General features: G+C 41.8%; 18 protein-coding genes and 1 pseudogene. 14 read left to right on the top strand and 5 right to left on the bottom strand.

Annotated elements, in window-relative coordinates; all coding sequences use genetic code 11:
- Positions 1–4: 4 nt before the first annotated feature.
- Both H6G18_RS15400 and H6G18_RS15395 read right to left on the bottom strand, forming a co-directional pair.
- Positions 5–1,486: a hypothetical protein gene (locus H6G18_RS15400; protein WP_190407977.1), complete on the bottom strand. Its 1,482-nt coding sequence runs from the start codon at positions 1,484–1,486 to the stop codon at positions 5–7.
- Positions 1,483–3,408: a DEAD/DEAH box helicase gene (locus H6G18_RS15395; RefSeq protein WP_190407976.1), complete on the bottom strand. Its 1,926-nt coding sequence runs from the start codon at positions 3,406–3,408 to the stop codon at positions 1,483–1,485. The genes H6G18_RS15400 and H6G18_RS15395 overlap by 4 nt, the downstream gene beginning before the upstream one ends.
- 96 nt (positions 3,409–3,504) lie before the next feature.
- On the opposite strand from H6G18_RS15395, the gene H6G18_RS15390 reads away from it, so the two are divergent.
- The gene (locus H6G18_RS15390; RefSeq protein WP_313954437.1) at positions 3,505–3,819 is read left to right on the top strand and encodes a ribbon-helix-helix domain-containing protein; all 315 of its coding nucleotides are present in this window, start codon (positions 3,505–3,507) and stop codon (positions 3,817–3,819) included.
- Positions 3,820–4,021: 202 nt separating this feature from the next.
- Here H6G18_RS15390 and H6G18_RS15385 read toward each other — a convergent pair whose 3' ends face one another.
- A complete protein-coding gene (locus H6G18_RS15385) occupies positions 4,022–4,789 on the bottom strand; it encodes a CPBP family intramembrane glutamic endopeptidase (protein ID WP_190407974.1) in 768 nt (255 codons plus the stop codon).
- Between the two features lie 146 nt (positions 4,790–4,935).
- Here H6G18_RS15385 and H6G18_RS15380 point away from each other — a divergent pair, with 146 nt between their 5' ends.
- The 4 genes from H6G18_RS15380 (at position 4,936) to H6G18_RS15365 (ending at position 11,397) form a co-directional block, all read left to right on the top strand.
- Complete coding sequence (locus tag H6G18_RS15380; RefSeq protein ID WP_190407973.1) at positions 4,936–6,750, top strand: ABC transporter ATP-binding protein; 1,815 nt, start codon at positions 4,936–4,938, stop codon at positions 6,748–6,750.
- 141 nt (positions 6,751–6,891) lie between these two features.
- Positions 6,892–8,508, top strand: a complete 1,617-nt coding sequence (locus H6G18_RS15375) for a metallophosphoesterase family protein (RefSeq protein WP_190407972.1) — start codon at positions 6,892–6,894, stop codon at positions 8,506–8,508.
- Between the two features lie 58 nt (positions 8,509–8,566).
- Positions 8,567–9,277: a class I SAM-dependent methyltransferase gene (locus H6G18_RS15370; protein ID WP_242040350.1), complete on the top strand. Its 711-nt coding sequence runs from the start codon at positions 8,567–8,569 to the stop codon at positions 9,275–9,277.
- A 371-nt stretch (positions 9,278–9,648) separates the two neighbouring features.
- Positions 9,649–11,397, top strand: coding sequence for a serine/threonine protein kinase (locus H6G18_RS15365; protein ID WP_242040348.1), 1,749 nt, complete (start codon positions 9,649–9,651; stop codon positions 11,395–11,397).
- 75 nt (positions 11,398–11,472) lie between these two features.
- Here the strand turns inward: H6G18_RS15365 and H6G18_RS15360 are convergent, their stop codons facing one another.
- Complete coding sequence (locus H6G18_RS15360; RefSeq protein WP_190407970.1) at positions 11,473–12,213, bottom strand: histidine phosphatase family protein; 741 nt, start codon at positions 12,211–12,213, stop codon at positions 11,473–11,475.
- Positions 12,214–12,797: 584 nt separating this feature from the next.
- On the opposite strand from H6G18_RS15360, the gene H6G18_RS15355 reads away from it, so the two are divergent.
- The 4 genes from H6G18_RS15355 (at position 12,798) to H6G18_RS15340 (ending at position 18,067) form a co-directional block, all read left to right on the top strand.
- Positions 12,798–13,535: a phycocyanobilin:ferredoxin oxidoreductase gene (locus H6G18_RS15355; RefSeq protein WP_190407969.1), complete on the top strand. Its 738-nt coding sequence runs from the start codon at positions 12,798–12,800 to the stop codon at positions 13,533–13,535.
- A 1,006-nt stretch (positions 13,536–14,541) separates the two neighbouring features.
- Positions 14,542–15,963 carry an HlyD family efflux transporter periplasmic adaptor subunit gene (locus H6G18_RS15350; RefSeq protein WP_190407968.1) on the top strand — a complete coding sequence of 474 codons (1,422 nt, stop codon included), beginning with the start codon at positions 14,542–14,544 and terminating at the stop codon, positions 15,961–15,963.
- Positions 15,964–16,003: 40 nt separating this feature from the next.
- Positions 16,004–17,161: an ABC transporter permease DevC gene (gene devC, locus H6G18_RS15345; RefSeq protein WP_190407967.1), complete on the top strand. Its 1,158-nt coding sequence runs from the start codon at positions 16,004–16,006 to the stop codon at positions 17,159–17,161.
- Positions 17,162–17,332: 171 nt separating this feature from the next.
- A complete protein-coding gene (locus tag H6G18_RS15340; protein WP_190407966.1) occupies positions 17,333–18,067 on the top strand; it encodes a DevA family ABC transporter ATP-binding protein in 735 nt (244 codons plus the stop codon).
- A gap of 27 nt (positions 18,068–18,094) precedes the next feature.
- Here H6G18_RS15340 and H6G18_RS15335 read toward each other — a convergent pair whose 3' ends face one another.
- Complete coding sequence (locus H6G18_RS15335; RefSeq protein WP_190407965.1) at positions 18,095–18,895, bottom strand: hypothetical protein; 801 nt, start codon at positions 18,893–18,895, stop codon at positions 18,095–18,097.
- Positions 18,896–19,000: 105 nt separating this feature from the next.
- On the opposite strand from H6G18_RS15335, the gene H6G18_RS15330 reads away from it, so the two are divergent.
- The 5 genes and pseudogenes from H6G18_RS15330 to H6G18_RS15310 all read left to right on the top strand — a co-directional run bounded on the left by H6G18_RS15330 (position 19,001) and on the right by H6G18_RS15310 (position 26,035).
- Positions 19,001–19,801: an HAD-IIB family hydrolase gene (locus tag H6G18_RS15330; RefSeq protein ID WP_190407964.1), complete on the top strand. Its 801-nt coding sequence runs from the start codon at positions 19,001–19,003 to the stop codon at positions 19,799–19,801.
- 526 nt (positions 19,802–20,327) lie between these two features.
- Positions 20,328–24,314: a magnesium chelatase subunit H gene (locus tag H6G18_RS15325; protein WP_190407963.1), complete on the top strand. Its 3,987-nt coding sequence runs from the start codon at positions 20,328–20,330 to the stop codon at positions 24,312–24,314.
- Between the two features lie 54 nt (positions 24,315–24,368).
- Positions 24,369–24,944: a Uma2 family endonuclease gene (locus H6G18_RS15320; protein ID WP_190407962.1), complete on the top strand. Its 576-nt coding sequence runs from the start codon at positions 24,369–24,371 to the stop codon at positions 24,942–24,944.
- Positions 24,945–25,084: 140 nt separating this feature from the next.
- Positions 25,085–25,261 (top strand): annotated as a pseudogene (locus H6G18_RS15315) (cobaltochelatase subunit CobN); the annotation flags it as partial.
- A gap of 162 nt (positions 25,262–25,423) precedes the next feature.
- Positions 25,424–26,035 (top strand): AAA family ATPase, encoded by a 612-nt coding sequence (locus tag H6G18_RS15310; protein ID WP_190407960.1) that lies wholly within the window; start codon positions 25,424–25,426, stop codon positions 26,033–26,035.
- The last annotated feature ends 16 nt before the right edge of the window (positions 26,036–26,051 follow it).

The raw sequence follows: 26,051 nt of genomic DNA, 5'->3' as shown, positions 1-26,051 counted from the left end.
ATGACTAGGTGGCTTCATTTATAGGAACAAACAACCAACAGCGTCCTTTTTTCACATCAGTGCGCTGCCAAGCAATGCCATCTGGGTCGTGTTTTTTTGCCCATCTAGGGAATTTTTCTTTATTTCTATTAAAGATGGAGCGAAGTGTATCCGGCTTGACTTGCAATCTTTCTGCTAGTTCATCTGCGGTTAGTTCCATATTTGGATCTGGGGTTTGCAGTTCTGTTGTTTCACGCTTCGTAACTTTGTAAGTATCGGCAAACTCAGATGTGCGATTGTCAATAGGTGCAGGTTTTAAGAGAGGTATGTTGGTTTTGGTTTCAGAATCTAAACCTGATGGCGATTTTGAAAACGTCGTAGGTAATTTTCCTGTCCTCACCCATTCATCCAATTCAGCTTGTTGAGTTGTTAATTGCGCTTCGTCAGAGGCAGGTTGATTTTTATGCGCTTGCGTCCCATTAGTGTCTTGAATGTCACTAGAAGGAACAGAATCGTCATAACGGGACAGTTCGGAAAAATCTTGGCTATTTTGTTGACCAGAATGCTTCTTAATCGGTTCATGGCTATCAGTATTTGCGTTTAAACCCGTCCTTAAATGGGTGATTAATTCTTGAAGCTTATCTCCCTGATAAAACTGAAGTAGTTTCTCAGCAGCTTTTTTGGGATTGTCCATTCGCACAGACTTGGAACGGTCTTTAATCCCAAGCAAGTCTTTAACAAAGTTATTAATGTCTCGACTATAAGCTGGCTCTCTATCCTCATCTTCAGGAATTGGGTTAGTATATATGTACTGCCTAAGTCGAATTCCAATTAAATCTCGCTTGTCTACATACTCTCGTTCTTCTGCTGTAAGGTTTTCGGGGTCTTTTATGTCACGTCCAAGTTGTGCTGCAACATCTATGGCTATTAATCCACGGTCTAGTAACTCGGCAACTTCTGGAATAGCTTCTGCTGCACGGTTTGCAGCTCTAATGCGTTTTTGATGGCTCGGATCAAATAACTTCGGCTCTTCATGAGCCGAAGTTTCATTAATCAAGTCAGTCCGCTCTCCCTGACGAGACTCAGAAATAATGCCTCGAAACTTTCTTTGTACTTCAGGATCTGCCTGTAAAACTCGATCTATCGTCTCTACACTTGTCTCTAGCCCATTAGGGCGCTTGGAAGTAATAAATGCTCGAAAATTTTCAGAATCTGTGGCTTTGATGTAGCGACAGTAGTAGGGGGTGAAAACACCTTTGGCAATATATAAACATTCCCACAACTTGTTCTCAATTATTTCTTTGACAAGATTGGGTATTTGGTCAACAAAAGCTAAATCTTTACCAATCCCTGATGCTATTCCATCAGATACAAAAAAAGCTTTAACTGCTTTATTATGTTGCTCATTAGGTAGCTTGTCTTCATCAGAAAAAACTTTTTGAATAACAGCTTCATCAGGAAGATGAGCTTGATTGGGATCGATAGTGTTAAAGTTTGTATTATTCATGAGTTTTTACTTCCTTTCTCTTTCATCTTCTTTGTATGAGCAATACGGTCACACAGCCACAAATAAATTTTTTCCCATCCTTCATGGCTGATAAACCCGTCTAGTGAAAGGTTGTTCGTCTTTTTAGCCTGTGTATGAATTTGCTTGAGTGTTTCTTGGCGTTCCTCATCAGTCGAGTTAGGAAATAAAAGAGTTGCTAGATAAAATACTTTTTTGTTAACTTCCTTGCTAGCAAAACTGGCTTTGTCATCATTTAACAAGTTCGCATATTCAGGAGGAAAACCTGGAGGGATAGATACAGAGGAAATAGTTTGAGAGTTTGAGACTTGATTCCCAGATGCTTGGTATTCTTGACGCAGTAAGTCGAATAAAGCCTGCTCTCCCATCAATAATTGCGCCAAATGAGCAGGAGTTTTTGACCATTGTTGCCAAATTGGTTTATTCTCTATTGCCCATTCAGCAATAATTGCATACTCAGAAAGTACTTCTTCTCCGTCTACAATTTGCGACCCTAGCTCTCCAGTTGAAGAAATTGGTGTAAATGTAGAAAGTGTAATTTGACCACTGCTATTTCTATCTGCCTCATCATCCGCTCTATCTGGGTCTTGCTCCATGTCGTTTTCTGTTTCTTGAACAATGTGAGCAACTTCGTCCATAACTTCTAAGGCTAAGTCTTTTAAAGTTGGATGGGCTGGAATTAGTGTTTCGACAGATTCTGGCTCATCTTCAGGGAAAAGACGTAATAAGCGTCCTAAATCCTGCCTGAAAGATAGGGCAGCACAGTTGTTGGTGGCATGAATACGGTACTTTAAACGCTTAATCGAAACACCTTCGCCTAACATTCCAACCCCGATAATCCAAGATTGTGCGCTCGAACCTGTTTCCGCAGCAAATTTCTCAATTAGTTCGCTTGGTTCTTTGCCCGACAGTAGACTGTTATTGAAGTTGGGGTCATCATCCCCAGATACTATAACCAAAGCATCTTCATTAGTCAGGATGCGAATCCGTTCTTTCATTTGCCATGCCGCAGGAATTGTAGGAACTCTCACGTAAGTAGCGCATTCAGGAAGTCCCTTGGCCCGGTCTCGAAGCATCCGCCTATACGCCCATAAAATTGCCTCTTTTACCCAATCACCGTTGACATGAATAGCAGTATTTAGCGCATCTTTTAGCTCTTGTTCGTTGGTTGCATTGGTAAAAGTTTTACCTTGGTAAACAGCACGACCTCGAATGTAATCAAATTTTCCTTCCATTGTCACAAATGCAAAAGGAGGGATTATGCCGTCGCTTAGAGCGTCAGCTAATGTGTACCGGAAATCAGGTACACATCTATAAGTGTTTTCTTCTACTTTTTCGTAAGTTAACCAGTTTCCCAGTATCCTATTATTGTCTGAGCGGAATGGTGTACCCGAAGTCATGAGTCGATGAGAGATCACCATATCTGGAAAAGCCGTTTCACATCCTTGACCATAAGCTAGTGCGGAGCTTGCATGGTGAACCTCATCAAGAATCAAAAATACTTTACCGGCTACGTCTTGGCTTAAGGCATCAGCCAACCATTTGGCATTACCAGGCTTTGTTAACCATTGATAACTAATAACTAATCCGTGGTAGCGTGTTAGTAATAACTCCTTTGGCGTAGGCAACCGACCTAGCCTTTTTTGAGTTCCTGAATAACAGAGATTAAGACCAAAAAGATTACGTGCATCTTTAGCGTATTGTCTCTTTAAGTGTTCGGTAGGAACAACAACAACTAAAAAGCGCCAGTCTAAAACACCTTGAAGTGAGACAAAAGCGTGTATTGCACCAGCTGTTTTACCGGCTGCTGTACAAGCCTCAACTAAAAAATTTTTTTTGAGGATAGTTTGATACTTCCTAACGAACCTGTCTTGCCAATCTCTCGGCTTGAATCCTCCAGCCATAGTTTACTCCATTACTGATATTCTCTTAATGTCCATGTCACTCTTTGCTCAACCAGACATCTTGTATCTCAAAGATATCACGTCCGTATCTCAAAGATGATATGTCAAATAATGGGTAAAGATAAAGCTATATCAATAAGATTGTCCCAGTCCATGCTAGAGGCTCTGGACGCACGCGCTATTCTGGAAGAAAAAGACAGAACTCAGTTAATCCGGGAAGCCATTTCTTTGTACTTAGGCTTACCAGAAGATGAGAATACGATTGAAGACAGAGTGAGTTCGTTGGAACAGAGTATATCCAATTTAAATAAAAAAATTCAGACAACAGATAATAAAACTGACTTGTTAGAGATGCGTCTTAACGAATTAAGTCGTCTAATAGCTATTTTAGTAGAGCGATTAAAGCCATAAAGCTATAATATGACTCACGGCAAGCTTATGCTTCCAATTTTGACTATTGGCAAAGTTATGGTTCCAAGTCGGAAAAAACAACTGAGATCGCTTGACATGAGGATAAGTATTTCAGGCTCTAGTGTGGCAAAGTTATGATTCCAATAACGGCAAAGTTATGGGTAAAGTCACATAGTTTTGTTTCTCATGAGTGATTTATCACTCATGAGAAAAATTTCGGCATAATGACATGAATGACGATATCAGCAGTAATGTGAGCCAAAATAGCTGCTAGAAGCCCTGTTCGCCAGTAAAGCCAGCCGAAAATTAAACCTACAACACCATTTTGTAGTAATACCACTCCAACAACTGCTAATCGTAATCCACTCGCCATGAATGCGAATTGCGGTAAATGTGCAGCACCAAACAACAGAGAAGAAATGATGTTAGCACTCCAAAATAAGGCTTTACTTGGTTGAGATGCTTTTATTAGCCAGCGTCCCAATTCCATCAACCCAGTTAGTGTACCTAAACGGAACCAAATTTCTTCATTGATACCGGCTCCCAATGCAGCAAGCAACCCTGGGATGGAACCAGGTAATTCTATATCTTTGATAGCACTGGGTAGAAATGGATAAAAAGCTTGATCTGATAGAACAACGAAAGTTCCACAAAAACTGCCAAGAGTCAACGCTAATAACAGAGTGATGAGCCAACTATCTGGGATTAAGAGTTTGCCAAAACTGGAAACTTCTAAATCTTGCCTACCTCGTGACCACAAGCCTAATGCTGCTAAAGGGGTTGTAACTATAACTGTTAAGACTACTGCAATTAGTAAAACTTTAGGCCATGAAACAGTTTGATGAGCAATAATTAAACCGTAAAGAATGGTGGCGACTGTGGCAAATACTGAAGCAATCAACAAAAAAGCCAGGACTTTGATTGAAAAAAGAGGATGATTAGGCGTTTTTGAGTCAATATTAACTGCCATAAGGTATTTTTTCCATTGACCTGATACTTTTACCCAATTTTAAAGCTAGTAGATATCTGAGAACTAAGAAAACTTAGGTAAAAATATTGCGGCGCTGGTGATAACCCGTACAACAAAGGGGCAGCGATCGCGCTATAAAAATAATAATGAAGAATAAAAAGCGACGGCATCCCCTGCGCCAATCACTGGCAGTTTTCCGTTATAGTGGCAGGGCGATAAATTTGGTGTGGAGTACTAGCCACACTATGACTATAATTCTGGCTACTTTAACTTTAGTGGCTGGGTTGTTACCTGCGGCGATCGCCTATATTGGTAAGTTAATTGTGGATGCGGTAGTTTTGTCATCCCAAGTTAACGCCCCAATTTCGCAACCATTATTGTATGTGGGTTTAGAAGCGATCGCAGTAGCTTTACTTGCAGCTAGTCAAAGAGGACTGACTATTTGCCAATCTTTACTGCGGGTGTTACTTGGCCAACGAGTCAATGTTCTGATCTTAGAAAAAGCCCTGACATTGGATCTCGCTCATTTTGAAAATTCAGAATTCTATGACAAAATCACCAATGCCAGACGAGAAGCATCAACTCGTCCTCTTTCCTTAGTCAACCGCACCTTTGGTTTAGTACAAAATGCCCTTTCCCTGATCACTTATGGCATATTGCTGGTAAACTTCTCTGTCTGGGCTGTGATAGCCTTAATTTTGGCGGCAATGCCTGCATTCATAGTTGAAACTAGATTTGCCGGAGAGGCCTTTCGCCTATTTAGTTGGCGTGCGCCAGAAACCCGCCAGCAACACTATCTTGAAAACCTATTAGCTAGAGAAGATTTTGTCACTGAAGTCAAACTCTACCAGCTAGGTGAGATGCTATTAGGAAGATACCGTAACGTATTTAATCAACTTTATGGCGAAGACAGAGATTTGACTGTACGCCGAGGAATATGGAGTTATTGCCTAAGTTTGGTGAGTACTGTGGCATTCTACATTGCCTACGCTTGGATTGTCATAGAAGCGGTTTTGGGTAGAATTTCCTTGGGTGATATGACAATGTATCTGACCGTTTTTCGTCAAGGCCAGTCTACTTTCTCTAATGCCCTGACTTCTATTGGTGGGATGTATGAAGATAACTTGTATCTTTCCAATCTTTATGACTTTTTAGAAGAGAAAGTAACCACACCTTGGGGAAATGCAACTATAGGTATAAAACCCCAAGATGGTATCCGTTTTGAGAATGTATCCTTTACTTATCCAGGTAGTTTTCAGCCTGCGTTGAGAAATATTTCTCTACATTTAAAACCTGGGGAAAAATTAGCCATTGTCGGTGAAAACGGTTCTGGTAAAACGACTTTAATCAAACTACTGACCCGACTTTACACACCAGACTCTGGCAGGATTTTATTAGATGGTTTGGATTTGCAAGAATGGGATGTGGATGCTTTGCGCCGTCGTATTGGAGTGATTTTCCAAAACTTTGTTCGTTACCAGTTCACGGTGGGTGAAAATATTGGTGTGGGTGATGTGGAAAATCTCAAGGATAACAGACGTTGGCAAGTGGCTGCTCAAAAAGGTATGGCGCAACAGTTTATTGAAAATTTGCCCCAAAGCTTTCAGACGCAGCTGGGACGTTGGTTTAAGGGAGGACAGGAATTATCTGGAGGACAGTGGCAGAAAATTGCTCTAGCCCGTGCTTTTATGCGGACTCAGGCTGATATTTTGGTGTTAGATGAACCGACATCGGCAATTGATGCTCAAGCTGAGTTTGAGATTTTTAATCATTTTCGCGCTGTTACTCAAAATCAAATGGTATTCTTGATTTCCCACCGCTTTTCTACTGTAAGGATGGCTGACAAAATTTTGGTAATTGAAAATGGGGAAGTGGTAGAACAGGGAACTCATGAGGAGTTGCTGGCGGATGGCGGACACTACGCTAGGCTGTTTTTATTGCAGGCGGCGGGTTATCAGTAGAGAGGAGGTTTCTTTTTCAACGCAGAGTACGCTGAGGGAAGCGCGGAGGAACACACAGAGAGATGAATTTTCATATTTGAAATTTGGGAAATACTCTGCGTTTAAAAAAGTAACTAATTTATGTGAAGTGGTACTTAAATTATGAAACTGATTTCCGAACCGTCGATTCCTGTAAAAATACAAAAGATGAAGGAAAGGGTGCGGTGGAAGCATCCTAGTATTGTGCAACGGGGAATCGACCAAACGAGTATGGTGATAGACGATGGTCGGGATGATCATCCGGAATTTTCGTTTATGGTGATTGGTGATAGTGGTACAAAGTCTCACTATGGTCATCATCCCCAACGACAAGTGGCTGAACTCATGCTGGCTCATAAGGATGAGTGCCGTTTTGTGCTGCACACTGGGGATGTGATTTATGTGGTGGGTTCCCATGAGTATTACCCAGGAAATTTTATTGAACCCTATCGGGAGTTTTTAGTGGGTGGTGAGGCTCCCCAGAATATTGCTTACGATCGCATGACTTTTAATTTACCGTTTTTACCAGTCCTGGGCAATCATGATTATTATGATGTGCCTTTGATGTATCGGTGGCTAACTGGTAGTACTTTACGGTTACGGCGGATACTGCGCTATAAGGATTTTGAAATTGGTTGGCACGGTTCTAATCAAGGTGATGCTTACGCACGAGCCTTTATTGATTATCTAGCAGCCATCGCCGAAGGTGAGTCTTCGACCATCGCCCCGGAAGATTTACATCGTCATTTAGATTTACACTACACTGGTAAAACTGATACGGGTCGCTGTCTACGTTATGTACCGGGAAACTTTACTCGTGTACCTAACCGTTATTACAGTTTTCGTTACGGTGGGATTGATTTTTTTGCTCTTGATTCTAATACTTGGAATGCACCATCACCTTTGCCCACAACCCAAGCTGGAGATATTTATCGCCGGGAGTTGCAAAAGCGTCGCCAAGAAATAGACAAAGAAGAATTACAAATTTTAGCAGAATGCGTTGGTCTACGACCGACCGGAGGGCATCGCCTCAATCCAGATCAACCAGATGATGCGGAACAATTCGATGACCTCAGCGCCAAGTTAGACCAAATCAATGAGGTCAAAATCGATATCGAAAAGCAATTAGCAGCTCACGACGCACCCAATATTGACTTGGAACAACTAGACTGGTTACGAAATCGCCTCATTGAATCTTGGAACACCAAAGAAGTCCGGGGAAGAATCTTATTTTTCCACCATCCACCTTATGTTACAGAAGCGACTAAGTGGAATCAAGCCCAGACTCTCGCTGTACGTCACCGCTTGCGCTGGGTATTTAACCAAGTTGCAGAAACTCTTGGTTCTTTGGTCAAGGAACGTCCTATAGTTGATTTAATTTTTAACGGTCACGCCCACTGTTTAGAATATCTCCGCACCACTGATACAGGCTATGCAGACTCGCACCTCAACTGCATTATCTCTGGTGGTAGTGGTCGCCGTCCCCGTCGCCAGCGACCAGAAGGTACAGAGTTAATGGAGATTTTTAGCGATATTCCGGGTCGTTCTCTGCGAAAAGTTGCAGATTCACTGCTGTATGTGGGACGCAGTGAGCAAAATTTCCCAAAGCGACTGGCTTATTCTGGTGTGCGAATTGATGTTCAAGATGGTAATCCACCTAAATTTATTGTCCGACCTTTGGTAGCAGAACGGGTTGATGAACAGTGGAATCAGCATGAGTTGCAACCTTTTGTGATTTAAATGGAAATGAATCCATCGATTAACGCTGATGATTTATAAATTTTTTTATTTGATAGCAATGATTAGTTTGATATGGGGATTAGATGCTACTAATGTAGCGATCGCCAGTCCCTTATCTGCTAATGTCTATGAACAACGGGCTATTCACAGTCCCGATGGTATTGGTAAATACTACATGGGGCGAGAAATTGCCAAATTTATGGGACACACTGGTGCAGGTTGGCTAGAAAGACCAAGCCGTGAAGCAGAGGAACAACCAAGTAAGATAATTAATGCCTTAAATTTAAGACCGGATGATGTCGTGGCTGATATTGGTGCTGGTACGGGTTACATGACCTGGCAAATTGCGCCTTTACTGACAGCAGGAAAGGTTTTAGCTGTAGATATTCAGCCAGAAATGTTAGAGATTTTGGAGTATTTGAAACAAGAGAAAAATATTACTAATGTTGAGTCTGTGTTAGCAACTCCGAGTAATCCTCATCTTCCTCCTGCAAGTATCGATTTAGCTTTAATGGTGGATGCTTACCATGAATTTGAGTATCCCCAGGAAGTAATGCAAGGAATTGTCCAAGCCCTGAAACCAGGAGGTAGGGCGGTGTTGGTAGAATACCGTGGTGAAAATCCATTTATTATGATTAAGCGACTGCATAAGATGACGCAAAAACAAGTACGTCAAGAAATGGCAGATGTTGGTTTAATTTGGCGAGAAACTAAAAACTTATTACCCCAACAACACCTAATGATATTTGAAAAACCAGCTGAAAATTAACCCCAGCGCCTCAGAAATTCTGCCAGAAGACAGGCGATGGGCTACGCCCCACCGTAGGCGATCGCCCTCTAAGTCACCTACACAGTTAAAATTGATTACAGAATCAAACAACACTTATTTTTTCTCGTTCAAAATCTATCTATAGCAGGTGACAGGTGACAGACTTGAATGCCTCTGAGTGTAATGGTTTTATGATTCCTTAATGTCCTAATCTATCTAGCTACTGCCATAACTTGATTTTTTTGATTAAGAGAACATTTTGAGCATCCATTGAGCATAATAAAAATAGTACATAGGGACTGACTCAATATGCTCAAAACCAACAATCCGCCATTGTCAACATTACTTGAGCATTGAAAATGAATTAGAGATTGGAAGCCTTGATATACCGTTCTTCTGAGGTTCATTGCATAAATCCTGACTGTCAACGTCCCTATCCCCAACCTTGGGGTAACAAATTTTGTAACAGCTGTGGCGCGGTGCTACAACTGTTAGATCGCTATGTGCCATTACAAACCTTGGGTGCGGGGGGATTCGCGCAAATTTATACCGTGTGGGATGAGAATACTCAAACGGAAAAAGTGCTAAAGGTGTTGATAGAAGACTCACCAAAAGCACTAGAATTATTTACGCAAGAAGCAGAGGTTTTAGTCCGGTTAAGGCATCCTGGTGTCCCAAAAGTTGAGGCTGATGGACATTTTCAAGTTAATGTATCCAACCCCAAGCCACGCCAACTACCTTGTTTGGTAATGGAAAAAATTAACGGGCCTACCCTAGAGGAAATGTTACATAAATATCCCCAAGGATGCCCAGAAGATTTGGTATTAAATTGGTTAACTCAAGCAGTCAAAATTTTACAAGAATTACATAAGCATCAGATTATACATCGTGATATTAAACCATCTAATTTGATGTTACGCACTCCCTCACCCAGTATGCTTGCATCTCAAGGGCGAACAGGATGGGAACAATTAGTTTTAATTGATTTCGGTGGAGCAAAACAATTTAACACAGGAAGACAGCGCCAAGAATCTAGTTCCACTAGGTTATTTTCTTCTGGGTACAGTCCACCAGAACAAGTTACAGGCGGACATATCGGTCTGACTGCTGATTTTTATGCCCTCGGTCGGACGATGATTGAATTACTCACAGGTAAGTATCCGCCAGAATTAGAAGATTCCCAGACAGGGGTTTTGCAATGGCGTAATAGAGTTAGTGTCAGACCTCAGTTAGCAGATTTACTAGACGAGATGGTGCAAGAAGATGTGCGATCGCGTCCAGCTAACGCTGCTATGATTCAAAAACGGTTAGCTAAAATTAACCCTTCCGCTTCACCACAGAACGGTTTTCAGCAATTCTTAACCCAGTTTACTCATCAATTAACACTCTTGAGTCAAGGAACTGAGCAAGCTTTCAGCAACTTGAACCAAACCTTAGGCAAAATATTGAGATGGATTGTACAGACAATCTTCCAAACCATCCAAGCTTGTTTTTTAACAATTTGGGCAATGCTGTTAACTGGTCTTGGTGCTAGTTCTGGGACAATCACTGGATTTATTTTGGCATATCAGACAAACTTAGGCGATCGCTTCAGAGAATTTCTCGCCAGCCAATTACCCGAATTAATCCCTAACCCTGAATCGGGATTCGGGGCGGAAATTTTCATATTTGCTGTCGCCGGCTTAGGTACAGCCTGGGGACTCACAGCATCCGGGTGTTTTGCCCAAAGAAGGCGGTTTTTAGTCGCCTCATTCATGGGCATAATTAGCTATGCTTTCGGCTGGTTAGTTTGGCAAGTAATCACATCAACCGCAGATAGTGGTGAAGGATTGGTAGGAGCAACCGCCATATCTGTATTTTTATTAGCCCTAAGTATGGGTTTCCGTAGCCATCACATAGTTTATGCCATGATTAGCTCATTTGGAACAGCGATCGCTGTGGCAGTGTTGATAGTTTTAGGATTCCCTGCCAACATCTTAGAAGTTTCTAGCCGCCACCTCTGGTCAGATTTATCCCTACCTCTTGCCTTTTTTAGCTCTGTTGGTATCTTAATGAGTTTTTGGTTAGGAGTTAGTTACTACCTAATTGTGCCAGGATTAAGGTTTCTGGGATGGCGATAAGTTGGGGATATGCCCAAGCGATACATTACCCCTACTCAGTGTATGGAATTTTTGGGTTGACAGATTACACTAACTTTACTCTAATTTTGCCCATTCTTCGGGAAGCAGATTGGCAACCAGTTCAAAACTACCTTTGCCATCAGGCTTAACAATGTAAGCCATACCTTGTGGGTCTGGATAAATCCCTGTTGCGGCTTCAAACAAATCATCATGACCGACAATTACAGTATTAGTCCCTTTTGTTGGTACAGCCGTTAACATTGGTGTTAGCTGGGCTTTCATCTGAGACGTTTGTTCGGGGGAATAGTCTTCAGCCTTGGGAAAGTTGAGGTTAGCATTTTTCTCGTATTTACCAAAGGCTAAATCTGCTGTCTGCCAAGCTCGACAATACTGACTAGAAATTACCTGATCAACGGGAATAGCATACTTGCGAAATCCTTCCCCAATCGTTCTAGCTTGTTTCCATCCGACTTCACTCAGCATCCGTTGAGTTGAACAATCACCCATCACCGCTTTTACTTGGTCAGCATAATCTTTTTCGGTTTGGGTATGACGAAAATAAATTATGTGTCCGCCTTGTTTTAAAGCATTCAGCAGGGCTTTACCACTGAGTTTATCCTGAAAATCCGCATTGGCTTTTTCTCCCTCACTCATTTGTTCCGTACCTGCTACGGGTTGAGCAGTGGTTTCAAGTGTCTTTGTGTTATCGCTTGTTGGTTCACTAGGAGCAGAATTGCATCCAGTCAGAAAAGCGATCGCAGTCAATATATATCCACCCACAAGGGCATAATGTTTACTTTGTTGCTGGTTGAACATTTTAGGGTTGGTAAAAATTGAGAATATCAATACATACTACAAGCATTTATAACAATTAAGAACTATTCTCAATAGATGATATAGAAGGTTTATAGCCAATGGCTAACAAAATTAGGCACTGCATAAATGCGGGATGATTTCAATATTTTTGTGGGATGGGCATCTTGCTTCTTGTATTTCGGATCTGGCAAGATGCCCACTATCCCTTTCTTCAGCAATGCCCAAAATTAAGACCCCCTGACGGGTTGTTTTCATCCGGTCAGGGGGCTACTATAGGTGATAGACTATAATTGGTTCTGTATAGTTACTTACGCTTCGATTCTAGAACCTTAGCTTCTATTTGACTACTGTAATTCCTCCGATTAATAGTAATTTTATAGGGGCTTCATCACGGCTTCATTCTCGTTAATTACCTAGACAACCACATACGTAAGGTGAGGTAATCAGCCAAACTCTAGCCTGTCATCCCGAACAACACCTAAGATCAACTATTTACCCCAATCCCCAAACTTATGTTGCAATCCAGAACAGAAGTAGCTCGACAGGCCGTAGACTGACATCTAAATTGCATTCTCGAATAGAATATGTCACTTACTTCCATTCCCTCGCTACGTGAGCAACAACATCCCCTCATTCGCCAACTAGCTGACTGTATTGAAGAAGTTTGGCATCAAAATTTGGACTTGTCGCCTTATAATTTGCCTGCTGAGTTGGGGTATGTGGAAGGGAGACTGGAGGGTGAGAAACTGACGATTGAAAATAGGTGCTATCAAACACCCCAGTTTCGGAAGATGCACTTGGAATTAGCCAAGGTAGGAAATATGCTAGACATTCTGCACTGTGTGATGTTTCCGCGTCCAGAGTATGACCTACCCATGTTTGGCTGTGATTTAGTCGGGGGTAGGGGTCAAATTAGTGCAGCGATCGCTGACCTTTCTCCTCTACACTTAGACCGTAGCTTACCAGAATCTTATAATTCTGCCCTGACAAATCTCGACACAATCAATTTTTCCCAACCACGAGAATTACCGGAATGGGGTAATATATTCTCTGATTTCTGCATTTTTGTACGTCCTAGTTCCCCAGAAGAAGAAACCATGTTTTTGGGACGGGTGCGGGAGTTTTTAGAAGTTCATTGTCAAGCAGCGATCGCCTCTAGTCCTGTTTCACCAGAACAAACTCAGCAAATTCTGGCGGGACAAAAAAACTACTGTACCAAACAGCAACAAAATGATAAAACCCGCAGAGTTTTAGAAAAAGCTTTTGGTACAGATTGGGCAGAATATTACATGACTACAGTCTTGTTTGACCTCCCAGAATAATCCTGAGGTATTTGTAGGGTGGGCAATGCCCACCAAAACCATGATACGGTGGACAATGCCCAACACTAATTGCTTTAAACAAGGAAACCTACAAAAGCGCAGTGGCTTCCCTATGTGTATTTCAAAAATTAAATACTAATCCTACATTTGTACACTCTGTTACCTTTATCTCAAAAAGAGAAATGTAGAATTTAGGCAAATAGAGTTTGATGGAGTCAAATCAAATCATCTAAAAAATCAGCATAAATTAGCAGTAAATCACCAAATTTAGATAGTAAATTACGTAGGTTCAAACCTATGTTTAGGCTATTACAAATTACGAATTAGTAATAGTTTTGGTAAAATGTTATGTTACTGAACCAAACCTAACTGCATAAGCTATTAAAAAAAACAAATAAAGTCATGTAAGTTGCAGAAAATATGTGAAAGATTTGGCAAACTGAAATCTATCTGCATACTCAAATTGACTGGCACAGGAATTATCTACTAAAAATTTCAACATCAAGTCATCCCAGACCTCTGTTATTTTTGGGTAAAACTTGAAATTATTCTTGTTGGTAGGGTTAAATAATTTACTCTACGCCAGTTTAATAAATACCAGGTTGCTATCAGTAATTTTGCATCTTACCCTCATAGGCTGCTATTGGCTATGGACTACGTCTTATTGTAGACCTTGGCGTTCCGCCCATTGTAGCTGATCAATATGACAAAAGCTGTTGAGATAAATATTTATCAGGTATCAAAGTTTAACTAATACTTAGAGTCAAGCCAATGTTTTTTGTCTTCAAAAACTAGCACGGTGTGATGGAAAAAATATTTAAATGACAAAGACTAAAAAGTTTAACAAAAAACTTTTATTTGCTTCTACCTCCTGACTTTTTGTTATACCAATTCTCCAAAATTCTCCGATGTATTCAAATTTAGAAACCCTCAAAGAATCTAGCTTTTGGAATTTTGAATTGGTATTAATTTCATCAACACAATTCAGATAAACGGATAAAAAACCATGTCAAGGGTGACGGAAGAACGTAGGTCAAGAGAGCAGCCACTTGATCTAGAACAACCTAAGATTTGGTGGGGTCTTGCTGTAGCCCTACCAGTAGCCGTGGCTGCGGGGTTACTAGCTACAGCTAAATTTGAGCAGATAAGAAGACTTCCATCCGTACCTATTAAACCAGTCGTTAGTAGTATTAGTGCTGTGGGACGTTTAGAACCGCAAGGAGAAGTAATTAAACTTTCAGCCCCCGTGGGAGGACTACAATCAGCCTCACGAGTTAAACAACTCTTCGTTAAAGAAGGAGAGCGTGTCAGGAAGGGTCAAGTGATAGCAATCCTAGACAACCATGATACGCAACTAGCAGCTGTAGAAGAAGCAAAAGCTAAATTGTTAGAATCTCGCGCTAGTTTGGCTCAAGTCAGAGTTGGTTCGCCGAGGGATATTCAAGCTCAAACAGCAGTGATTGCTCGCTTACAGGCGCAGTTAGTCGGTGAAAGGGATGCTCAACAAGCGATGATTACTCGCATTGCAGCCCAACTAAGTGCAGAAAAAGTAGCTCAACAAGCATTAGTTAATCGTTTAGAGGCTGAACTGAGAGGACAGCAAGATACTTTAAGAGCCACACTCAGCCGCATCCAAGCCGAACAGCGTAATGCTCAAGTTGATGCTGGACGTTATGATTTTCTGTATCGTGAAGGTGCTATTTCCCAGCAAGAGCGAGACAGAAGACGATTGACTGCGGTTACTGCTAATCAACAGGTAATTGAAAGCCAAGCAGCTTTGAGACAAGCACTCGCAACTCTCAGACAGCAGGTTGCTGAGGCGAGAGCGAATCAAATCAAAACTCTCTCATCATTGCAACAGCAACTAATCGAAGCCAGAGTTACCCGCGAAAAAACAGTAACAACCTTACAAAGACAAATTGATGAAGAAAAAGCCAGACTGAAAAGATTGGTGGAAGTTAGCCCTACTGATGTGCAGATGGCTCAAGCCCAAGTCAGTAATGCGATCGCCAGCGTTAGAAAAGCCGAAGCCGAATTAAAATTAAGCTACATTCAAGCACCCTCAGCTGGAGAAATTTTAAAAATTTACGCCAAATCAGGAGAAGCCATCAACGCCGATGGTATTGCGGAAATGGGACAAACCGATCAAATGATGGTAATTGCGGAAGTTCCTGAAGATAGTATTGGTCGCGTCAGAATCGGTCAAACTGTCACTGTCAACAGCAATAACGGAGCCTTTGGCGGCGAAATCAGAGGAACTGTCAGCGAAATTGGCAGAAAAATTGGCAAAAAAGATGTCTTAAATACAGACCCAGCAGCCGATGTTGATGCCAGAGTTGTTGAAGTCAAAATTGCGTTAACGCCAGAAGATAGCCAAAAAGTCTCTGGTTTAACCTACGCCAAGGTATTGGTTGAAATTAATCAATAATCAATTCTTCATTGATTAGTAAATATAAATAATTACGGGAATGAATCGTAAAAAAATACCTCTGTCTTGGCTACAGTTAACGCGAGAAAAAACTCGCCTTGCTATTGCTCTCGCGGGAATCGGCTTTGCTGATATTCTCATGTTTATGCAAATCGGTTTCCGCGATGCTCTTTACTACAGTAATGTTCGCTTACATACAAGTTTGCAAGGCGATATTGTTTTAATTAATAAACAATCTAACGCCGTACTCGCCATGAAAACTTTTTCACAACGGCGCTTGTATAGAGCTTTGGAGTTACCCTCAGTACAATCTGTGCATCCTATATATTTGGATTATTCTATTTGGAAAAATCCTGATACTGGGGTGACTCGGAGTATTTTAGTTTTTGGCATTAATCCAGAAACCAACATATTTAACTTGCAAGGAGTTCCAGAAAATTTAGATAAAATCAAACTACCAGATGCTGTTTTATTCGACCGTTCTTCTAGACCAGAATACGGAACTATTGCTACGGATTTTGATCAGGGTAAAAATATTTCCGCAGAAGTACGTGGCAGACGAGTAAATGTTGTGGGACTTTTTACATTAGGCGCATCTTTTGGAGCGGATGGTAATTTAATTACCAGTGATGTCAATTTTCTGCGGCTATTTCCTATCCGTCAGCAGGGTTTAATTGATATTGGCTTAATTAGATTAAAGCCAGGGGCTAATGTGAATACTGTTGTTCAAGAATTACGGAGTTATTTACCTGAAGATATTAATGTATTGACTAAACAAGAATTTATTGATTTTGAGCGTAATTATTGGGCGAGTAGTACAGCTATTGGCTTTATTTTTAGTTTGGGTACAATCATGGGTTTTATTGTTGGTACTGTGATTGTATATCAAATTCTCTATACAGAAGTTGCTGACCATTTATCTGAATATGCCACTTTAAAGGCAATAGGATATACCCAAAGGTATCTATTAACGGTAATTTTACAAGAAGCATTTTTATTAGCTTGCTTGGGTTATTTACCTGGATGGGTTTTTGCGATGGTTCTGTATCAAATCGCTAGACAAGCTACATTATTGCCAGTTTTTATGAGTTACGATCGCGCTATCACAGTGCTGATTCTCACAATAATTATGTGTTTTGTTTCTGGCTCAATTGCTGTGCGCAAATTACGTTCTGCTGACCCAGCAGATATTTTCTAAAATTATAAATTCAATGTTAATTATCATTGATAATTTAATATCAAGATTTATCATATTAGAAAGAAAAAGTTCCTATTTATGTATTGCAAATAAAATAATTTTGAATTTTGAATTGTTCCCGGCACTACAGTTCCGTCTCGGAACTATTCACTCCTAACAACCCTAAATATCATGAGACAAGAAGCTGTAATTGCCATTAAAAGCCTCAACCATTACTATGGTAAAGGCGCACTCAAAAAGCAGATTTTATTTGACATTAACCTAGAAATTTATCCCGGCGAAATTGTGATTATGACCGGGCCATCAGGTTCAGGTAAGACTACATTACTAAGCTTAATTGGTGGGTTGCGGTCAGTCCAAGAGGGAAATCTGCAATTTTTAGGTGTTGAGTTGTCAGGCTCTAGTCAAAGTAAACTAGTGCAGATTCGCCGCAGTATTGGTTATATTTTTCAAGCTCATAACTTGTTGGGTTTTTTAACTGCAAGGCAAAATGTGCAGATGGCGGTGGAACTAAACGAGCATATCTCTCAAGAAGAAGCGATCGCCAAATCCGAAGCCATGCTGAAAGCCGTAGGTTTAGACAACCGCGTTGATTACTACCCAGACAATCTTTCTGGTGGACAAAAACAAAGAGTAGCGATCGCCCGCGCCCTAGTGAATAATCCGCCCTTAGTACTAGCCGACGAACCAACCGCCGCCTTGGATAAACAATCAGGACGGGATGTAGTGGAAATCATGCAGCGTCTCGCTAAAGACCAAGGTACTTCCATTTTGTTAGTCACTCACGACAACCGCATTCTCGACATAGCCGATCGCATCGTCGAAATGGAAGATGGTATATTAGCTCGTGATTCCCAAACAGCGATCGTTAGTTACGATTCCGGTGCTTGGAGCGAAACACCATAAGTTCTGACTAATTAAGGAATTTTGAATTTATTTAACCCCAGACTGCTTCTGTGGTGTTGAGACATTTGCTTGGCGACTTGTACGGAAAGTTACATTGACACCATCATTAGATTGCTCTAACACCAATAGAGGCGTTGGTTTAGCCTTCTGATCCCAGTGCATATGAGCAATCCGACCTTGAATAGTTGGTTGCCATGTATCTTCATCATCCATTGGGCTGAGATAAGTTTCAATACAGTCGATAATTTGGCTAATAGTGGTAGAAGTTGCCTGTGTCGGTAACTTCATTAAGCGAATTTGAATCCGAAATAGTACTCGTTTAGCTGTGTTTGGGGGAGTACCAGTTTCATACTCGACATCAAAGATTTCATCAACCTGTCGCCCAGCACTATTGGCGATACCCACAGTCCCTTGCTGCGATTGATTGGGACGCAAAGCTTGAGATATTTTGTCTTTAATCCTAATTTTCACTTGATTGAGAATTGCAAAATGAAATACTTCCTCTGACATCCGCATCCGCAGATAATCGAGGTTAAAGTCCCGCGAGTTCACCAGGTCGGGATTCGTTTCCATTTTGCGGATTGTTTCGAGAGCGAGTTTAAATTTTTTCTCTAGCTCTTTAGCACGGAATTTTTCAAACTTCAGTGTTTTCTCCATTTGCTTAATTTGGAGCCTACCATAAACCACCAGAGCGATCACCGCTAAAAGTAATCCCCCAGAGGTTGCAAGCAGAACAGGTGAGACTTGAGATTCGGTTGCTGGTTTTTGCTGGATTCCTGTTTTTGTCTTTGGTGGTGAGGATTGAGCTAGGAGTATTGAATTTACCATAGTAAGGAAACAGAAAAATTTGACTACTTAGTGTTAGGATTCCCAAATTTTGGCTTGTACATTGCTGTATCATTGGTATTTTTTACAGCTTCTCTTCAACCGCATATGTACATAAATCCAAATGTCGCTGCTGGGCATCCGACAAATCTGCAAAGACTTTCTCAAGATGCTGTTGCTGGCTTAAGCAATATTCGCCTCATTGCCACAGATATGGATGGGACGTTGACTAAGCAAGGAAAATTTTCTGCTGCTTTATTGCAAGCCTTAGAAGATTTAACGACTGCGGGGATTACAGTACTAATTGTCACCGGACGTTCAGCCGGTTGGGTGAGTGGGCTTAGTAGCTTAATGCCAGTCGCTGGAGCTATAGCAGAAAATGGGGGTTTGTTTTATCCTGCTGGTAGTGAGCATCCAGTATTATTAACAGCCATTGCCGAATTAACTGAGCATAGACAGAAATTGGCTGTGGTTTTTCAGGAATTACAACTTAAGTTTCCTCAAATTCAAGAATCGGGCGATAATCGCTTCCGTATCACCGATTGGACATTTGATGTAGCTGGCTTAACTCTCGATGAATTGCAAATTATGGGTAATCTCTGTCAACAAATGGGTTGGGGATTTACTTACAGCAATGTCCAGTGTCATATCAAACCACAAGGGCAGGAAAAAGCGATCGCTCTATTACAGGTGTTACAAAAATATTTTCCTCACTATTTCTCAAATCAGGTTTTGACGGTTGGTGATAGCCCTAATGATGAAAGTTTATTTGATCGGCGTTATTTTCCGATTTCTGTAGGTGTAGCAAATGTGTTGAAATATGTTGACCAGTTGCAGCATCAACCTAGCTACGTCACCACTGCGGCTGAAGGGGAAGGATTTTGTGAGTTATGTAGTTATATTCTGTAGTATAGACTACTCATCATGGAAAGCTTTTTCGTAATTCCACCAAAGAGACGTAGCATTATTGCTACGTCTCTTTGTGCTTTTTGCCAGACACAGAGTTGGCTTTGAGGGTGGCGATTAGCTATGCTCGGCGATTACGCGATCGCTGTTTCTTTGCTACTAGCATTGGAAAAAGGGGACAAAACTAGGAAAATATTCACTTCAGAACAGTCATCACCAAGTTTTACCCAAAATCCCTCAACCAAATTCTATAGTCAAAATTTCTCTTTAATCCCAATTTACAATCACCAATAAGCAAATATTAAGTTTTTGTTACATATTGTGAGCATTTACTTTTATTATTTATTAATGTTTGTTAATAAAGTTTGCGATTTTTATATCGATTTATGTCAGTTAGAGGACAAAATGCCCATTGGGCAAGGTTTTTCTGATAAAAAACTGATATTGCCGAACAAAATCTTTAAACTTTGGCGGCATAAGTCGCCAAGAAAATCCACTAGAGAACACGCATCAAAGGAGCAGAGGAAGCATGTTCACCCACGTCAAGTCCACCATTAGACACATTTCGCCTGATAACCTGCGCGGACGTAATTTAATTAAGGTGGTCTATGTCGTGCTTGAGTCCCAGTACCAGAGTGCATTGTCGCAAGCAGTTCGCACGATTAACTCGAACAATCCCAACCTGGCGATTGAAATCAGTGGGTATTTGATTGAGGAACTGAGAGATCCAGAGAACTACGAAGAGTTCAAGCGGGAGATCGAGAGTGCCAATATTTTTATCGCTTCATTGATTTTCATCGAAGACTTAGCACAGAAAGTAGTTGCAGCAGTAGAACCGCACCGTGATAGTTTGGACGTTGCCGTCGTCTTTCCTTCTATGCCAGAAGTAATGCGGCTCAACAAAATGGGCAGCTTTTCCCTGGCACAATTGGGACAGTCCAAGAGTGCGATCGCTCAATTCATGCGGAAACGCAAGGAAAAATCCGGTGCTGGCTTTCAAGATGGAATGCTGAAGCTGTTGCGAACTTTACCGCAAGTGCTGAAGTATTTACCAGTGGAAAAGGCACAGGACGCTCGCAATTTTATGCTCAGTTTCCAGTATTGGCTGGGAGGTTCACCAGAAAACCTGGAAAACTTCTTGCTGATGCTGACTGATAAATATGTATTAAAAGCTGTAGAAAAACAAAGTTCTGCATCCCTGGATTATGAAGCACCAGTGGTGTACCCTGATTTGGGCATTTGGCATCCTTTAGCGCCGACAATGTTTGAGGATGTCAGAGAATACCTCAACTGGTACACAGCTCGTAAGGATATATCCAGCGATTTAAAAGATCCCTTAGCTCCCTGTGTGGGGTTAGTATTACAACGTACTCACCTTGTAACTGGTGACGATGCCCATTACGTGGCAATGGTGCAGGAGTTGGAAGCACTAGGGGCAAAAGTATTACCTGTATTTGCTGGTGGATTGGATTTTTCCAAGCCTGTGGATGCTTACTTCTACGAACCAACTACCAAAACCCCGTTAGTAGATGCAGTCATCTCTTTAACTGGTTTTGCGTTGGTAGGTGGACCAGCAAGACAAGACCATCCCAAAGCAATTGATGCACTCAAACGCCTAAATCGTCCCTATATGGTGGCGTTGCCTTTGGTATTCCAAACTACCGAGGAGTGGTTAGATAGCGATTTAGGGTTACATCCGATTCAGGTGGCGTTGCAAATTGCCATTCCGGAACTAGATGGGGCAATTGAGCCGATTATATTATCGGGTAGAGATGGGGCAACAGGGAAAGCGATCGCTCTCCAAGACCGTATCGCCGCCGTCGCCCAACGTGCTTTAAAGTGGGCTAATCTGCGTCGCAAACCCAAGTTAAACAAAAAAGTTGCCATCACCGTTTTCAGCTTCCCACCAGATAAAGGCAACGTAGGGACGGCTGCATACTTAGATGTATTCGGTTCCATCTACGAAGTGATGCAGGCGTTGAGAAACAACGGCTACGACGTACAAGACTTGCCAGAAAACGCTAAAGAGTTGATGGAACAAGTCATCCACGACGCACAAGCACAGTATGCCAGCCCAGAACTCAACATTGCTTATAAGATGTCAGTGCCAGAATATGAAGCACTCACACCTTATTCCCAACGCTTAGAAGAAAACTGGGGGCCACCACCAGGAAACCTCAACAGTGACGGACAAAACCTGTTAATTTACGGTAAGCAATTCGGTAACGTCTTCATTGGTGTACAGCCTACCTTTGGTTACGAAGGCGACCCCATGCGGTTGTTATTTTCACGTTCCGCCAGCCCTCACCACGGTTTTGCTGCTTACTACACTTACCTAGAACAAGTTTGGGGCGCTGATGCTGTACTGCACTTTGGTACACATGGTTCCTTGGAATTTATGCCTGGTAAGCAAATGGGGATGTCAGGCGAATGTTACCCCGATAATCTAATTGGCACAATTCCCAACCTGTACTATTACGCAGCCAACAACCCCAGCGAAGCCACCATCGCTAAACGCCGGAGTTACGCCGAGACGATTTCCTACCTAACACCACCTGCGGAAAACGCTGGTTTATACAAAGGTTTGAAAGAACTCAGCGAGTTAATTGCTTCTTATCAAACCTTAAAAGATAGCGGTCGCGGTATCCCCATCGTCAACACGATCATGGATAAATGCCGCATCGTCAACTTGGATAGAGATATTAACTTGCCCGAAACCGATGCCAAAGATATGACCCCGGAAGAACGGGATAATATAGTCGGCAGCGTCTACCGTAAGTTAATGGAAATCGAATCGCGGTTGTTACCTTGTGGTTTGCACGTCATTGGTAAACCCCCAAGTGCAGAAGAAGCGATCGCTACTCTGGTAAACATTGCCAGCTTAGACCGTGAAGAAGAGCAAATCCTCAGCTTACCCCGCATTATTGCCAACAGCTTAGGACGCAACATTGACGACATTTACCAAAATAGCGACAGAGGCATACTAGAAGATGTCCAACTGTTGCAAGACATCACCCTCGCAACTCGCGCCGCAGTCCGCGCCTTGGTAGAAGAACAAACCAACGCGGAAGGAAGGGTTTCCCTGGTTTCCAAGTTGAATTTCTTTAACATGGGCAAAAAAGAACCTTGGGTAGAATCTCTGCACAAAGCAGGTTATCCCAAAGTTGACACCTCAGCCTTAAAACCCCTGTTCGAGTATTTAGAGTTCTGCTTGCAACAAGTTTGTGCAGACAACGAACTCGGCGCATTACTCCAAGGCTTAGAAGGCGAATACGTCCTACCAGGCCCCGGTGGCGACCCCATCCGCAACCCGGATGTATTGCCCACAGGTAAGAACATCCACGCCCTAGACCCCCAATCCATCCCCACAGCCGCCGCCGTCCAATCAGCCAAAATTGTTGTAGATCGACTATTGGCAAGAAACAAAGCCGAAAACGATGGCAAATGGCCGGAAACCATCGCCTGTGTCCTCTGGGGAACCGATAACATCAAAACCTACGGCGAATCCCTAGCCCAAATTATGTGGATGGTGGGTGTACGTCCGGTTCCCGATGCCTTGGGACGGGTGAACAAGTTGGAGTTAATACCCCTAGAAGAGTTGGGAAGACCCAGAATTGACGTAGTCATCAACTGTTCTGGCGTATTCCGCGACTTGTTCATCAACCAGATGAACCTGCTAGACCAAGGGGTGAAGATGGCGGCGGAAGCGGATGAACCATTAGAAATGAACTTTGTCCGCAAACACGCCATGCAGCAAGCTGAGGAAATGGGAATTAACCTCAGACAAGCAGCAACCCGTGTTTTCTCCAACGCTTCCGGTTCCTACTCGTCAAACATCAACTTGGCAGTAGAAAACAGTACTTGGGACAGCGAAGCCGAGTTACAAGAAATGTACCTCAAACGCAAATCCTTCTCCTTCAATTCCGATAACCCCGGAATCATGGACGAATCCCGGCAGCTTTTTGAAAGCACTCTCAAAACTGCTGATGCAACCTTCCAAAACCTGGATTCTTCCGAGATTAGTTTGACGGACGTTTCCCATTACTTCGACTCAGACCCCACCAAGCTAGTAGCAAGTCTGCGTGGAGATGGTAAAAAACCATCATCATACATTGCAGACACCACCACAGCTAACGCCCAAGTCCGCACATTATCCGAAACAGTGCGCTTAGATGCCCGTACCAAACTGTTAAATCCCAAGTGGTATGAAGGTATGCTGTCTCACGGTTACGAAGGTGTACGGGAACTTTCCAAGCGGTTGGTGAATACCACAGGTTGGAGTGCAACAGCCGGCGCAGTGGACAACTGGATTTACGAGGACACCAACGAAACCTTCATCAAAGATGAAGAAATGCAGAAACGGTTGATGAACCTCAACCCCCATTCTTTCCGCAAGATTGTCTCAACTTTGTTGGAAGTGAATGGTCGCGGTTATTGGGAAACTAGCGAGGAGAATTTAGACCGCCTCCGCGAGTTGTACCAAGAAGTTGAAGACCGAATCGAGGGCATAGAATAGGATTACATGGGCAGGCTTTACGCCTGCCTTAATCTTTTAATCAGAGATATCCTTATGAATGCTTTAACAATAAATTTGAAACCAGCGTTGGAATTGACAGATGAGCAATTTTTTCAGATATGTCAAGCAAACCGTGACTTAAAATTTGAACGCACTGCTACGGGAGAATTAATTATCATGCCACCCACGGGGGGAGAAACAGGAAACCGTAATGGGAGACTAAACCAACAATTATTTAATTGGTCAGATACCGATTTGACTGGCATTGCTTTTGATTCTTCTACTTGTTTTAAATTACCTAATGGTGCAGACCGTTCTCTTGATGCTGCTTGGATCAAGTTAGAAAGATGGAATATTTTAACAGATGAAGAAAAGGAAAAGTTTCCCCCCATTTGTCCTGATTTTGTAATTGAGTTACTTTCGCCGAGTGATAGCTTGAAAGCAACTCAAGAAAAGATGAGAGAATATTTAGATAATGGTGTGCGTTTAGGTTTGTTAATTAATCGTAAATCCCGACAAGTAGAAATTTATAGACAAGGTAAGGAAGTTGAGGTTTTGGAATCTCCTGTTACAGTATCGGGTGAAGATGTTTTAAATGGTTTTGTTTTGAATTTGGGGATGATTTGGTAATTGATTTTTCAATTATGAATAATTTGCAAAATATTACTGATACTAGATTAGTCAGACCAATACATCCTGGTGAAGTAATTGCAAATTGCTTGACAAAGCCATAAAGAAGAATATGAACAAATTATGACACTGGTTTAGAAGAAAATGAAGAAATGCAGAAACGGTTGCTAAACCTAAATCCCCATTCTTTTCGCAAGATTGTCTCAACTTTGTTGGAAATGAATGGTCGCGGTTATTGGGAAACTAGCGAGGAGAATTTAGACCGCCTCCGCGAGTTGTACCAAGAAGTTGAAGACCGAATTGAGGGTATAGAATAGGTTTTACATAACCTAATAACTTAGCTAAGAGGCGCGATTATACTTTGCTTTTAGCATTTATCTAAATTTTTACTGAAGTAGAAAAAAAGATAGGTTAGCAAAAGTTATTCACAGATTGTTTATCTAGTTTTTATAATTTTGCTTATTCTTAAAAATAAAGAAATGCTAAAAAAACTTGAAATAATCGGACTACGTGGATTCGCTACGCTTCAAACTCTCGAATTGGCTCAAGCCGGACAGGGATTGGGTAGTGGTCTTACAATCTTGGTTGGTGCAAATAATGTAGGAAAGTCAACAGTAATTGAAGCCTTCCGTGCTTTAGCAAAGCGAAATCCGAATCCCAGTTTTACGCAAGGAAGACGAAATCGGAAAGCTGAAGACATGGTAAAAATTCGTATCACAGATCATACTGACAAAGTAGAGGAGCTTCGCAGTGTAGTTTCTGGTTCAAGCGAAACAGAACGATATCCCAATCCGTCAGAGATAGATTTAAATAAGCTTTTGGTTTTACCTTCACGGCGTACATTCAACCCCTACTTTTCACGCTCTGAATCTACTCGTAGCGTTTATATAACGCAAATAGGATTTCCTACTGTTCGTACATCAGCTGTTGATGAGTTTGCATACCGATTATTTACTGCACAGAAAAATCAAAGTAAATTTAATGAAGTATTAAAAAAATTGGCGTTGCTGAATCACAATATGAATTATGCGATCGCCATATTCTCAGGGGGGCAAAGCCTCGGCATTGGAATACAACGATGTTTAAGATAATAAACTAACAATCTAA

Source organism: Anabaena subtropica FACHB-260 (assembly GCF_014697105.1).
In the GTDB taxonomy this organism is placed as follows: Bacteria; Cyanobacteriota; Cyanobacteriia; order Cyanobacteriales; family Nostocaceae; genus Trichormus; species Trichormus subtropicus.
This window is presented reverse-complemented; position numbering and strand designations above follow the sequence as displayed.

Excerpts from the sequence above, each read along its gene's own strand:
- H6G18_RS15390 (WP_313954437.1), top strand. The coding sequence starts at position 3,505 with ATGATATGTCAAATAATGGGTAAAGATAAAGCTATATCAATAAGATTG.
- H6G18_RS15350 (WP_190407968.1), top strand. The coding sequence starts at position 14,542 with ATGTCAAGGGTGACGGAAGAACGTAGGTCAAGAGAGCAGCCACTTGAT.
- H6G18_RS15330 (WP_190407964.1), top strand. The coding sequence starts at position 19,001 with ATGTACATAAATCCAAATGTCGCTGCTGGGCATCCGACAAATCTGCAA.
- H6G18_RS15385 (WP_190407974.1), bottom strand. The coding sequence starts at position 4,789 with ATGGCAGTTAATATTGACTCAAAAACGCCTAATCATCCTCTTTTTTCA.
- H6G18_RS15395 (WP_190407976.1), bottom strand. The coding sequence starts at position 3,408 with ATGGCTGGAGGATTCAAGCCGAGAGATTGGCAAGACAGGTTCGTTAGG.
- H6G18_RS15355 (WP_190407969.1), top strand. The coding sequence starts at position 12,798 with ATGTCACTTACTTCCATTCCCTCGCTACGTGAGCAACAACATCCCCTC.
- devC (WP_190407967.1), top strand. The coding sequence starts at position 16,004 with ATGAATCGTAAAAAAATACCTCTGTCTTGGCTACAGTTAACGCGAGAA.
- H6G18_RS15325 (WP_190407963.1), top strand. The coding sequence starts at position 20,328 with ATGTTCACCCACGTCAAGTCCACCATTAGACACATTTCGCCTGATAAC.
- H6G18_RS15320 (WP_190407962.1), top strand. The coding sequence starts at position 24,369 with ATGAATGCTTTAACAATAAATTTGAAACCAGCGTTGGAATTGACAGAT.
- H6G18_RS15310 (WP_190407960.1), top strand. The coding sequence starts at position 25,424 with ATGCTAAAAAAACTTGAAATAATCGGACTACGTGGATTCGCTACGCTT.
- H6G18_RS15360 (WP_190407970.1), bottom strand. The coding sequence starts at position 12,213 with ATGTTCAACCAGCAACAAAGTAAACATTATGCCCTTGTGGGTGGATAT.
- H6G18_RS15380 (WP_190407973.1), top strand. The coding sequence starts at position 4,936 with ATGAAGAATAAAAAGCGACGGCATCCCCTGCGCCAATCACTGGCAGTT.
- H6G18_RS15400 (WP_190407977.1), bottom strand. The coding sequence starts at position 1,486 with ATGAATAATACAAACTTTAACACTATCGATCCCAATCAAGCTCATCTT.
- H6G18_RS15375 (WP_190407972.1), top strand. The coding sequence starts at position 6,892 with ATGAAACTGATTTCCGAACCGTCGATTCCTGTAAAAATACAAAAGATG.
- H6G18_RS15340 (WP_190407966.1), top strand. The coding sequence starts at position 17,333 with ATGAGACAAGAAGCTGTAATTGCCATTAAAAGCCTCAACCATTACTAT.
- H6G18_RS15370 (WP_242040350.1), top strand. The coding sequence starts at position 8,567 with ATGATTAGTTTGATATGGGGATTAGATGCTACTAATGTAGCGATCGCC.
- H6G18_RS15335 (WP_190407965.1), bottom strand. The coding sequence starts at position 18,895 with ATGGTAAATTCAATACTCCTAGCTCAATCCTCACCACCAAAGACAAAA.